Raw genomic sequence first — 11,209 nt, forward strand, 5'->3', positions numbered from 1 at the left:
ATTCGGGCTCCCGGAGCTCGCTTTCGGCTGGCAAACTGGTCAACATCTGGCTAGTCTCAGCTGGTCATAACCAGCCGTAGAAAAAAGGAGATCCGTCCATGGGCGCCGAGGACTCCGGTCCCGTTCTCAAGCGCACGCGAGTCCGCGACTACCTGAGGAATCTCGTCGAATCGCAGGCCGCCGGCGACCCGATCCCCTCCGAGCGCACCCTGTGCGAACAACTCGGGGTGTCCCGCCCGACCCTGCGGGCGGCGGTCGACGAGCTCGTCACCACCGGGCTGATCGTGCGCGAACACGGCCGCGGCATGTTCGTGGCGCCGGCGAAGATCACCCAGGAACTGGCGATGGCCGGGGAGGACAGCGCCTTCGTGCTGCCGCGGGCCGCGGGCAGCTGGTCCAGCCGGGTACTGGAGTTCTCCGTCATCCAGGCCGGCGCCCGGGTGGGCCGGAAACTGCACATCTCGCCGGCCGCCGACATCGTCTACATCGCCCGGCTGCGGCTGGTCGACGGCGAACCGATGGCGATCGAGCACCTGCACGTACCGGCGTCCCTGGTGCCGGGACTCACCCCGGCCGACATGGAATCCGGGGACTTCTACGAACTGCTCGGGGAGCAGCACGGCATCCGGGTCCACCAGGCCGTGCAGTCCATCGAGCCCACCGTCACCAGCGAGCGCGAGGCCCGGCTGCTCAGCGTCCCCGTGCTCTCCCCCGCCCTGCTCTTCGAGCGGCTGACCACCGACGGGACCGGCCGGCCGGTCGAGTACGTCCACTCGCTCTACCGCGGGGACCGCTACCGGATCGTCTCCCGGATCTCCCTCGCCGACCCGGGCCCGGCCGCACCCGCCACCGGCCAGGACACCTCGCGCCACCACCCCGGCATCCCGCCGGGCGACCTGACCAGTGCGGCGGCCGGCCGGACGGTCACCGTCGGGGACGTCCAGCCGACGGCCTGAGCGGGCCGCTCCGGAGCCGGACCCGACCGGCGGTCCGGCGACCGGCGCGGGCACCCCGTGCGGGCGGGCACCGGGGCCGCCGCCGGGTGACGGATCGCCCCCGCGGTCGCGGCCACCCTTGCGCGGCCGGCGCCGCGCAGCGTTAACTAGCATCGCTAGTTATTGCCCCGGTGCGGCACCGGCCGGGCCGGCCCAGGAGAGGACCCGTCCCCGTGCAGCAGCACACCGACCAGTACATCGGCGGCGCCTGGCGCCCCGCCCTCACCGCCGAGACCCTGACGGTGCTCAACCCGGCCACCGAGCAGGCCCTCGCCCTCGTCCCGGCCGGCGGCGCCGCCGACGTCGACGCCGCCGTCGGCGCGGCCCGCGCCGCCGCCCGCGCCTGGGGCGCCACCACCCGCGAGCAGCGGCTGGAGCCGCTGACCCGGCTGCGGGACGGCCTGGCCGCCGCCCAGCGGGAGATCGCCGAGACCGTCGTCGCCGAACTCGGCTGCCCGATCGGCTTCGCCACCGCCGTCCAGGCCGGGCTGCCGCTCACGGTCACGGACTCCTACCTCGACATCCTGGCCGGGTACGCGTTCGAGGAGCGGACCGGCAACTCGACGGTGTACGCGGAGCCCGTCGGCGTGGTCGCCGCGATCACGCCGTGGAACTACCCGCTGCACCAGATCGTCGCCAAGGTCGTCCCCGCCCTCGCGGCCGGCTGCACCGTCGTCCTCAAGCCGGCCGAGGACACCCCCCTGGTGGCCCGGCTGTTCGCCCGGATCGTGCACGAGGCCGAATTCCCGGCCGGGGTCTTCAACCTCGTCACCGGCCTCGGCCAGGTCGCCGGCGCCGCCCTCGCCGGGCACCCGGACGTGGACCTGGTCTCCTTCACCGGCTCCACCGCCGTCGGCCGCGGCATCGCCGAGAGCGCCGGACGCGGCATCAAGCGCGTCACCCTGGAGCTCGGCGGCAAGTCCGCCAACGTCGTGCTGCCCGGCGCCGACCTGGCCCGCGCGGTGAACGTCAACCTCGGCAACGTCTTCGCCAACTCCGGCCAGACCTGCAGTGCCTGGACCAGGCTGCTGGTCCACCGGGACCACTACGAGGAGGCGGTCGCGCTCGCCGCCGAGGCCGCCGGGAAGTACGTCCCGGGCGACCCCACGGCGGAGGGCACCCGGCTCGGCCCGGTGGTCAGCGCCGGACAGCGCGAGCGGGTCCGCGGCTACATCACCGGCGCCCTGGCGGCGGGCGCCCGGCTGGTGGCCGGCGGCCCCGAGGCCCCCGAGGGTCTGGAGACCGGCTACTACGTGCGCCCGACCGTGCTGGCGGACGTCGATCCCGGGATGGCCGTGGCCCGGGAGGAGATCTTCGGCCCGGTACTCTCGATCCTCGGCTACCGCGACGAGGAGCACGCCCTGGAGATCGCCAACGGCACCGACTACGGCCTGGCCGGCGCCGTCTGGGCCGCCGACCGGGAGACCGCCGTCGCCTTCGCCCGGCGGATGGACACCGGCCAGGTCGACATCAACGGCGGGCGGTTCAACCCGCTCGCCCCCTTCGGCGGCTACAAGGGGTCGGGCCTCGGCCGGGAGCTGGGACGGCACGGCCTGGAGGAGTTCCTCCAGCCGAAGTCGCTGCAGTTCTGACCCGCCCGACGCGGCACGGGCGCCGGCCCGGGAAACCGGGGCCCGCCGGTCCGCTCGGGCTGCTCCTCCCCTCCGGCCGCCCGTCCACACCCGCCGCCCTCCACACCCGCCGCCCTCCACACCCGCCGCCCTCCACTCCCGCCGCTCATCGACTCCCCCGCCCCGGCGAAGCCCGGGCCCGACGAAACCGAGGAAGACCCATGGTCCGCGCCGCCCTGCTCACCGCCCCCGGCAGCCCGCTGGAGCTGGTCGAGATCGACCTGCCCGCCCCCGGCCCCGGCCAGGTCCGGGTGCGGCTGGCCGCGGCCGGCGTCTGCCACTCGGATCTCTCGCTGGCCACCGGCCTGCTCCGCGCGGCGACCCCGGTGGTGCTCGGCCACGAGGGTTCGGGCACCGTGACGGCCGTGGGCGAGGGCGTCGACTCGGTCCGGCCAGGCGACGCCGTCGTCCTGAACTGGGCTCCGGCCTGCGGCACCTGCCACCTCTGCTCGCTGGGCGAGCCGTGGCTGTGCGAGAACTCCGGCGGCGCGTCCGGCCGGCCCTACGCGGCGCTCGCCGACGGCACCGCCGTGTACCCCGGCCTGGGCGTCGCGGCCTTCGCCGAGGAGACGCTGGTCGCCGAGCGCGCCCTGATCCCGCTGCCGGACGGCGTGCCGCTGGCCTCCGCCGCGCTGCTCGGCTGCGCCGTGCTCACCGGCTACGGCGCGGTGCACAACGCGGCCCGGGTGCGGGCCGGGGAGTCGGTGGTGGTGCTCGGCCTCGGCGGGGTGGGGCTCGCCGTCCTGCAGGCGGCCCGGATCGCCGGCGCCGGCCCGATCATCGCGGTGGACGTCACCCCGGAGAAGGAGGAGCTCGCCCGCCGCCACGGGGCGACCGAGTTCCTGCTCTCCGACGACCGGACCGCCAAGGCCGTCCGGCAGCTGACCGGCGGTCACGGGGCCGACCACGCCTTCGAGTGCGCGGGCCGGGCCAGCATCATCCGCACCGCCTGGTCCAGCACCCGGCGCGGCGGGCGCACCACGGTGGTCGGCATCGGCGGGAAGGAGGACCTGGTCTCCTTCTCCGCCCTGGAGGTGTTCCACTTCGCCCGCACGCTCAGCGCCTGCGTCTTCGGCAACAGCGACCCGGTCGCGGACCTGCCCGTCCTCGCGGAGCACGTCCGGACGGGCCGCCTCGACCTGGACTCGCTGATCACCGACCGGATCACGCTGGACGACATCCCCGCCGCCTTCGACCGGATGGCGGCGGGCCGCGGCGGCCGCTCGCTGGTGGTGTTCCCCTGAGCACCGCCGCGGGGGCGGCCGTGCGGTGACGTACGCCCCCGGGCCGGGGGCTCGCGCTGGCCCACCGTGGTGATCCGCCGCGCCGTCCGGGTGACACCCCGGGCGGCGCGCGGCGTCCGGGCCGGGGGTTGTTGACAGCATGGCCGCACCGGGAGCCGCGCCAGGGCTCCGCCGCCCGGGTGTGAGGAAGTACCCCCATGCGACTGCCCGTTCGACTGCCCGCCGCCGTCCGCGCAGGGCTGCGCGGCCTGCTGACCGTGCTCGGCACGGCGACCCTCGCCCTGGGGGCCACCGCCCCCGCCGCGTTCGCCGACCGGAGCTCCGAGACCCTCGAACAGGCCGCGCTGATGGGCTGGTTCGCCTACGGCCCGGTGCTGGACGACAGTCTTCCGCTCTCCCTCGTCCCCGCGTACGGGAGCCCCGAGCCGCGGCCGGCCCGCTAGCCGGACCGCCGGCCGGACCGGTCCGTCGGGGCTGGACGGACCCGGCCCGGGCGTCGCGGCCCGTGGCGCGGCCGGCACCGGCCGCGCCACGCCGCCGGGTCAGGCCAGGTCGATGCCCGGGTACAGCGGGAAGCCGGCCAGCAGGTCGGCGGAGCGCTTGGCCACACCGTCGCGCAGCGCCTCGTCCAGCGCGTACTGGGCCTTGGACGGCGCGCCGGAGGCGGCGGTGACCGGGGTGGTGCCGCGCAGCACGGTGTCGATCAGGCTGGCGATCTCGTCCATCTCCGCGACGCCCAGGCCGCGGGTGGTCAGGGCCGGCGTGCCGAGCCGGACGCCGGAGGTGTACCAGGCACCGTTCGGGTCCTGCGGGACGGCGTTGCGGTTGGTGACGATGCCCGCGTCGAGCAGCGCCGCCTCGGCCTGCCGGCCAGTCAGGCCGTAGCCGGAGACGTCGGCGAGCACCAGGTGGTTGTCGGTGCCGCCGGTGACCAGCTTGCCGCCGCGCCGCAGCAGGCCCTCGGCGAGCGCGGAGGCGTTCTCGACCACCCGGCGGGCGTAGTCCTGGAACTCGGGGCGGCGGGCCTCCGCGAACGCCACCGCCTTGGCGGCCATCACGTGCGAGAGCGGGCCGCCGAGCACCATCGGGCAGCCCCGGTCGACGTGCTCGGCCAGCTCCGACTCGCAGAGCACCATGCCGCCGCGCGGGCCGCGCAGCGACTTGTGGGTCGTGGTGGTGACGATCTGCGCGTGCGGCACCGGGTCGAAGTCGCCGGTCAGCACCTTGCCCGCGACCAGACCGGCGAAGTGCGCCATGTCGACCATCAGGGTGGCGCCGACCTCGTCCGCGATCTCGCGCATCAGCCGGAAGTTCACCAGCCGGGGGTACGCGGAGTAGCCGGCCACCAGGATCAGCGGGCGGAACTCGCGGGCGGTGGCGCGCAGCGCGTCGTAGTCGATCAGGCCGGTGGCCGGGTCGGTGCCGTAGCTGCGCTGCTCGAACATCTTGCCGGAGATGTTGGGCCGGAAGCCGTGGGTCAGGTGGCCGCCGGTGTCGAGCGACATGCCCAGCATCCGCTGGTTGCCGAGCTCCTGGCGCAGCTGGGCCCAGTCCTCCTCGGTGAGGTCGTTGACGTGCCGGGCCCGGGCGCGGGCCAGCGCCGGGCTCTCCACCCGCTGGGAGAGCACCGCCCAGAAGGCGACCAGGTTGGCGTCGATGCCCGAGTGCGGCTGGACGTAGGCGTGCTGGGCGCCGAAGAGCTCGCGGGCGTGCTCGGCGGCCAGTGCCTCGACGGTGTCGACGTTGCGGCAGCCGGCGTAGAAGCGGCGGCCGACGGTGCCCTCGGCGTACTTGTCGCTGAACCAGTTGCCCATCGCGAGCAGCACGGCCGGGGAGGCGTAGTTCTCGCTGGCGATCAGCTTGAGGGAGGCGCGCTGGTCCTCGACCTCGGCGCCGATGGCGTCGGCGATGCGCGGCTCGACCTGGCGGACGACGTCCAGGGCGCTGCGGAAGGCGGTGTTGGCGGCGGGTGACGCGTCGGTGTGCGGGGCCTGGGCAGGCAAGGGGGTCTCCTCGCTCGATACGGACGGCCCAGGCGCACGGCGACAACGTGAGACACGGAGCCGCTTCCCGATGGTTGATTCCACCCTGTCGCGCCAGTCGCGGCTCACCGGGATCGTAACAGTGCGCCGGGAGCCGCACCGGAGGGTTCACCATCCGGGACGGGCTGCCGGCGACGCGCCCGGCGACGGCCGGCGACGAGCGGGGTGGCGACTGTCGACCGGCCCGGCGACGGCGCCCGGCGCACGTGGCGGCGAACGGGCCCGGCCACCGGACCGCCGCGGCCGCGCGGCCCACCGACCAGACCGGGCAAGGGTATTGATGAGGCACTGAATCACTGCTTCACTTCTTGCCATGGTCTATCGCAGGACCCCGGCCGTCCAGGCCCGGCTCGACGCCCAGCGTGCCGCCGTACTGGCCGCCGCCACCGCACTCCTCTCCGAACACGGTTACGCGGCCTGCTCGGTGGCGGCGGTCGCGCAGCGCGCGGGCATCGCCACCGGCAGCGTCTACCGGTCGTTCCCCACCAAGGCCGAGCTGGTGGCCGAGCTCTTCCGCGAGGTGGTCGGCCGCGAGGTGGCGGCGGTGCGCGCGGCGGCCGCCTTCGAGGGCGATCTGGCGGCCCAGGTGGCCTCGGTGATCGGCACCTTCGCGGGCCGGGCGCTCCGGGCACCCCGCCTGGCGTTCGCGCTGCTCGCCGAGCCGGTCGATCCCGAGGTCGACGCCGAGCGGCTGGTCTTCCGGCTGGCCTTCCGGGACTTGATCGCCGGTCTGATCGCCGAGGGGGTGGCGGCCGGCCGGCTGCCCCCGCAGGATCCGCAGCTCACCGCGGCCGCCCTGGTGGGCGCGGTCGGCGAGGCCCTGGTCGGGCCGCTCGCCGACGGCGGCCCGGCGGAGCAGCTCGTCCCCGCCCTGTCGGTGTTCGCACTGCGCGCCCTCGGCCACCCGATGCCCCCGGTCGCCGCCGCTCCCCCTCCCGTCGGGCCGGCCTCCGCCGCTCCCGGCACCACCGCCGCCACCACCTCCACCGCTCCCCCACCGCCACTCCCACCGGAGCCGACCGATGAGTGAACGCACCAACGGCACCACCAACGGCACCACCGCCACCGCCGGCCCCAGCGCCGGCCCCGCCGCCGAACGTGAGCTGAACGCCGAGCGCCTGCTGCGCGTCTCCGCCCGGCACTCCCACGACCCCCTCACCGAGATCGACTGGGACGCCCCGCAGGACCCCGACCGGTTCGCCATCCCGCCGCACCGCGTCTCGCTCTACGGCACCCCGCTCTGGGACTCCATGACGCACCGTCAGCAGGCCCGGCTGAGCGGGTACGAGCTGGCCAGCACCATCTCGGCGGGCATCTGGTTCGAGCTGGTCCTGATGGAGGGCCTGGTCCGGCACGTCTACGAGAGCGACCTGACCACCAAGCACGCCCAGTACGCCCTGACCGAGGTGGCCGACGAGTGCCGGCACTCGACCATGTTCGCGCGCTACCTGACCACGACCGGGTACCCGTCGGCCCGCCCGACCCGCCGGGCCCAGCGGCTGGGCCGGCTGCACTTCCTGCTCAACGACACCACCATGACCTTCGCCGGGGCGATCTTCGTGGAGGAGTACACCGACGCCCTGCAGCGCGAGATGATCAGGGACGACAGCCTGCAGCCGCTGGCCCGCGCGGTGGCCCGGATCCACGTGATCGAGGAGGCGCGCCACATCGGCTACGCCAAACCGGAGTTGGAGCGCCGATGGGCCGCGATGAGCGCCCCGCGACGGGCCCTGTTCCGGCAGGGGCTGGCGCTGCTGGCCCAGCAGTCGGTCGCCGAGGTGATCCACCCGCGGGTCTACGCGCTGGCCGGTCTCGACCCGGCGACGGCCCGACGGGCGGCCGCCGCCAACCCGCACTGGCAGCGCTCGAAGGCCGACTGGGCCCGCAAGGCGGTGCTGTTCTTCACCGAGCTCGGGATCATCGACCGCCGCTCGGAGTACCGCTGGCGCCGGGCCTCGCTGCTGCCGGGTGCACCGGGCTGACGACGAACCGGGCTGACGACGCGACAGGCCGACGACGAACCGGGCTGACGACGCGACGGGCCGACGATGCGACGGCCCCGCGCGCGGGCGGCCCCAGGCGACCGCCCGCGCGCTCCCACCGGCCGGCTCAGCGCCGTCGTTCGGTACTGACCACCAGACAGACCGCCGCCACCACGATCCCCCCGCCGCAGAGGATCGGCCCGGTCAGCGGCTCGGCGAACACCAGCCACCCGAGCAGCACCGCGACCACCGGGTTGACGTACGCGTAGGTGGCGACCAGCGTGAGCGGTGCGGACTGCAGCAGCCAGGCGTACGCGGTGAAGGCCACCAGCGAGCCGAACACCACCAGGTAGGCCAGGGCCAGCCAGGACCGGCCGGACACCTGCGCGGGGTCGAAGCCGTGCTGCTCGCCGCGGCCCAGGGCCACCAGCAGGCTCGCGACGCCGCCCGCGATCATCTGGTAGGCGCTGGCGGCGAAGGCGTCGGACGGCATGCTGATCCGCCGCGCGGCGAAGGAGCCGGCCGCCCAGGTCAGGGTCGCGGCCACCACCGCGATCACCCCGGCGGGCGCGATGTCGCCGCCGAACGCGGGCGAGGAGAGCACGGCGAGGCCGGCGAGGCCGAGCAGCACGCCGCCGAGGGCGGCCGGGCGCGGGCGCGCACCGCCGAAGGCGACGGGCAGCAGCACCATCCAGAGCGGGACGATCGCGACCAGCAGGGCGGCGAGCCCGGACGGGATGGAGTGCTCGCCGAGGACGACCAGGCCGTTGCCCCCGGTGAGCAGCAGCACGCCGACCAGGGCGGCGGAGCCGAGTTGCCGGCGGCTCACCCGCACGGCGGCCGGGCCCCGGCGCCAGGCCACCAGGGCCAGCAGCACCAGTCCGGCGACCAGGGCCCGCGAGCCGGCCGAGAGGAAGGTCGGCATGGTCTCGATGGTGATCCGGATCGCCAGGTAGGTCGATCCCCAGAGCACGTAGACGATGGCCAGCGCGCCCCAGACCGCACCGCTGATCCGGACCCGGTCGGCGGTCGGCGCGGTGGCTGCCGCCCCGGCCCGGACCGCGCCCGCGGGGTGCGGATCCCCCGGTGGGCCGGGGGCGTCCAGCAGGGTGGCGGCGTCCTGCGGGCCGGGGGATCCCGGCCCTCCCGAGGCGTCCGAGGGACTCTGCGGGGCCGGAGCTGTCATGGGTGTCTCCCTGGGACGCTGCTGTACGAACCCCGCCATGACACCGCACCAGCGGCCTCCGGCGCCACCCGGTATCCGGCCCGGCTCCGCCGGGGCTACCGTGGGCCCCTCCCTGCGACCGCCCCACGCCCGCCCCCAGGAGGCCCGAACCGTGCCCGCCGACCCCGCCCAGCTTCCGTTCTTCGTGTACGGCACACTCCGAACGGGCGGCCGCAACCACGCCGCGCACCTGGACGGACGCTGCGCCGCCGTCCGCCCCGCCGTACTGCCCGGCGCCGCCCTGTACGAGGGCCCGGGCTTCCCGTACGCCGTCCCGGACCCCGACCGCCGGGTGGTCGGCGAGCTGGTGACGGTGTTCCCGGCCGGCTACCCGTCCGTGCTGGCCGACCTCGACCGGCTGGAGGACTGCCGGCCGGACGGCTCCGGCGAGTACGTCCGGCTGCGCCGGGCGGTGCTGACCGAGGACGGCGAGACCGAGGCCTGGGTCTACCTGGCCGGCCCGCGCACCGCGGCCCGGCTGCGGGCGGTCGCCGCGCCCGTCGAGTCGGGCGACTGGACGCGCGGCTGACGGGCGGGCGGGAGCACCCGCCGGGCCGGTCACCCGGCCCGGGCGGGCCGCCACTCAGCCCCCGCGGACTCCGGCCGCGACCCGGTCGCCGAGGTCCTCGTCGACGTTGCGCCAGTACCGCACGGCCCGCTCCAGCACCGGCGCGCTCACGCCGGCGAGCAGGTGCCCGGTGATGTTGGAGACCAGCCGGTCGCGCGCGGCGTCGTCCAGCACCTCGCGGACCATGGTGCCGGCCTGACCCCAGTCGTCGTCCTCGGCGTGCAGGCCGTAGGCCTCCCGGACCATCTCGCCCTCGGTCCGCCAGCCCGCCGACGGGTCGTCGAAGCGGTCCGCCGCCGCGGCCGGGCCGCCGTAGGAGTTCGGGGCGTACGGCGCCGCCGCCCGGCTCGGGTCGAAGCGCATCGGCCCGTCCTTGGCGTACGAGTGGACCGGCACGTGCGGCCGGTTCGGCGGCAGCTGGGCGTAGTTGGGGCCGATCCGGTAGCGGTGGGTGTCGGGGTAGGAGAAGATCCGGCCGAGCAGCATCTTGTCCGGCGAGACGCTGATGCCGGGCACCAGGTTGGACGGTTCGAACGCGGACTGCTCGATGTGGACGAAGTAGTCGTCGGGATTGCGGTTGAGGGTCATCCGGCCGACCCTGATCAGCGGGTGGTCGCCGTGCGGCCACACCTTGGTCAGGTCGAAGGGGTTGAACCGGTAGTCGGCGGCGGCCTCGAACGGCATCACCTGCACGTACAGCGTCCAGGACGGGTGGTCACCGCGCTCGATCGCCTCGAAGAGGTCCTGGCGGTGCAGGTCGGGGTCGCTGCCGGCCAGCCGGTCGGCCTCCTCCTGGGTGAGGAAGTCGACGCCCTGGTCGGTCTTGAAGTGGTACTTGACCCAGAACCGCTCGCCGTCCGCGTTGATCCACATGTAGGTGTGCGAGCCGTACCCGTTCATGTGCCGGTACGACTTCGGGATCCCGCGGTCGCCCATCAGCCAGGTGACCTGGTGCGCCGACTCGGGCGACAGCGTCCAGAAGTCCCACTGCATGTCGTGGTCGCGCAGGCCGTTGTCCGGGCGGCGCTTCTGCGAGCGGATGAAGTCCTGGAACTTGATCGTGTCGCGGACGAAGAAGACCGGCGTGTTGTTGCCCACCAGGTCGTAGTTGCCGTCCTCGGTGTAGAACTTCAGCGCGAACCCGCGCGGGTCGCGCCAGGTGTCCGGGCTGCCCTGCTCGCCGGCGACGGTCGAGAAGCGGGCCAGCATCTCGGTGCGCCGGCCCGGCTGGAAGAGCTTCGCCCTGGTGTACCGGCTGACGTCGTCCGTCACCTCGAAGGAGCCGTACGCCCCGGAGCCCTTGGCGTGCACCACCCGCTCGGGCACCCGCTCCCGGTTGAACTGGGCCATCTTCTCGATCAGGTAGTGGTCGTGCAGCAGGATCGGGCCGTCCCGCCCCACCGTCAGCGAGTTCTCGTCGCTCGGCACCGGGACACCGGCGTTGTTCGTCGTGTGCGGAACCGCTGAGTCGGACATCGTGTCCTCCGTTGCGCGCTGGGGCACCCCCTCGCGAACCTAACCC

Annotated in this window: 10 protein-coding genes and 1 riboswitch; of the genes, 7 read left to right on the forward strand and 3 right to left on the reverse strand. The window is 74.7% G+C overall.

The features are described 5' to 3' along the window. Positions 1-98 precede the first annotated feature (98 nt). From ACFTWP_RS21480 to ACFTWP_RS21495, 4 genes are all read left to right on the forward strand, one after another. Positions 99-956: a GntR family transcriptional regulator gene (locus ACFTWP_RS21480; RefSeq protein ID WP_380266232.1), complete on the forward strand. Its 858-nt coding sequence runs from the start codon at positions 99-101 to the stop codon at positions 954-956. Positions 957-1,168: 212 nt separating this feature from the next. Then, complete coding sequence (locus ACFTWP_RS21485; RefSeq protein WP_380266233.1) at positions 1,169-2,587, forward strand: aldehyde dehydrogenase family protein; 1,419 nt, start codon at positions 1,169-1,171, stop codon at positions 2,585-2,587. Between the two features lie 200 nt (positions 2,588-2,787). Then, positions 2,788-3,870 carry a Zn-dependent alcohol dehydrogenase gene (locus ACFTWP_RS21490; protein WP_380266234.1) on the forward strand — a complete coding sequence of 361 codons (1,083 nt, stop codon included), beginning with the start codon at positions 2,788-2,790 and terminating at the stop codon, positions 3,868-3,870. 197 nt (positions 3,871-4,067) lie between these two features. Continuing rightward, entirely contained in the window at positions 4,068-4,313 is a 246-nt protein-coding gene (locus ACFTWP_RS21495; protein WP_380266235.1) for a hypothetical protein, read from the forward strand. 99 nt (positions 4,314-4,412) lie between these two features. Here ACFTWP_RS21495 and ACFTWP_RS21500 read toward each other — a convergent pair whose 3' ends face one another. After that, positions 4,413-5,873 (reverse strand): glycine hydroxymethyltransferase, encoded by a 1,461-nt coding sequence (locus ACFTWP_RS21500; RefSeq protein ID WP_380266236.1) that lies wholly within the window; start codon positions 5,871-5,873, stop codon positions 4,413-4,415. 19 nt (positions 5,874-5,892) lie between these two features. After that, positions 5,893-5,984: riboswitch (ZMP/ZTP riboswitch) on the reverse strand. 241 nt (positions 5,985-6,225) lie between these two features. Here ACFTWP_RS21500 and ACFTWP_RS21505 point away from each other — a divergent pair. Together ACFTWP_RS21505 and ACFTWP_RS21510 are read left to right on the forward strand one after the other, a co-directional pair. After that, positions 6,226-6,942 (forward strand): TetR/AcrR family transcriptional regulator, encoded by a 717-nt coding sequence (locus tag ACFTWP_RS21505; protein ID WP_380266237.1) that lies wholly within the window; start codon positions 6,226-6,228, stop codon positions 6,940-6,942. Continuing rightward, entirely contained in the window at positions 6,935-7,894 is a 960-nt protein-coding gene (locus ACFTWP_RS21510) for a diiron oxygenase (RefSeq protein ID WP_380266238.1), read from the forward strand. The genes ACFTWP_RS21505 and ACFTWP_RS21510 overlap by 8 nt, the downstream gene beginning before the upstream one ends. A 127-nt stretch (positions 7,895-8,021) precedes the next feature. Here ACFTWP_RS21510 and ACFTWP_RS21515 read toward each other — a convergent pair whose 3' ends face one another. Next, positions 8,022-9,080 carry an EamA family transporter gene (locus ACFTWP_RS21515; RefSeq protein WP_380266239.1) on the reverse strand — a complete coding sequence of 353 codons (1,059 nt, stop codon included), beginning with the start codon at positions 9,078-9,080 and terminating at the stop codon, positions 8,022-8,024. Positions 9,081-9,231: 151 nt separating this feature from the next. On the opposite strand from ACFTWP_RS21515, the gene ACFTWP_RS21520 reads away from it, so the two are divergent. Continuing rightward, positions 9,232-9,648: a gamma-glutamylcyclotransferase family protein gene (locus ACFTWP_RS21520; RefSeq protein ID WP_380266240.1), complete on the forward strand. Its 417-nt coding sequence runs from the start codon at positions 9,232-9,234 to the stop codon at positions 9,646-9,648. A gap of 54 nt (positions 9,649-9,702) precedes the next feature. Here ACFTWP_RS21520 and ACFTWP_RS21525 read toward each other — a convergent pair whose 3' ends face one another. Next, positions 9,703-11,163, reverse strand: a complete 1,461-nt coding sequence (locus ACFTWP_RS21525) for a catalase (protein WP_380266241.1) — start codon at positions 11,161-11,163, stop codon at positions 9,703-9,705. Positions 11,164-11,209 lie beyond the last annotated feature (46 nt).

This window comes from Kitasatospora sp. NPDC057015 (assembly GCF_042673745.1).
GTDB lineage: Bacteria > Actinomycetota > Actinomycetes > Streptomycetales > Streptomycetaceae > Kitasatospora.

Excerpts from the sequence above, each read along its gene's own strand:
- ACFTWP_RS21480 (WP_380266232.1), top strand. The coding sequence starts at position 99 with ATGGGCGCCGAGGACTCCGGTCCCGTTCTCAAGCGCACGCGAGTCCGC.
- ACFTWP_RS21490 (WP_380266234.1), top strand. The coding sequence starts at position 2,788 with ATGGTCCGCGCCGCCCTGCTCACCGCCCCCGGCAGCCCGCTGGAGCTG.
- ACFTWP_RS21495 (WP_380266235.1), top strand. The coding sequence starts at position 4,068 with ATGCGACTGCCCGTTCGACTGCCCGCCGCCGTCCGCGCAGGGCTGCGC.
- ACFTWP_RS21505 (WP_380266237.1), top strand. The coding sequence starts at position 6,226 with ATGGTCTATCGCAGGACCCCGGCCGTCCAGGCCCGGCTCGACGCCCAG.
- ACFTWP_RS21510 (WP_380266238.1), top strand. The coding sequence starts at position 6,935 with ATGAGTGAACGCACCAACGGCACCACCAACGGCACCACCGCCACCGCC.
- ACFTWP_RS21515 (WP_380266239.1), bottom strand. The coding sequence starts at position 9,080 with ATGACAGCTCCGGCCCCGCAGAGTCCCTCGGACGCCTCGGGAGGGCCG.
- ACFTWP_RS21525 (WP_380266241.1), bottom strand. The coding sequence starts at position 11,163 with ATGTCCGACTCAGCGGTTCCGCACACGACGAACAACGCCGGTGTCCCG.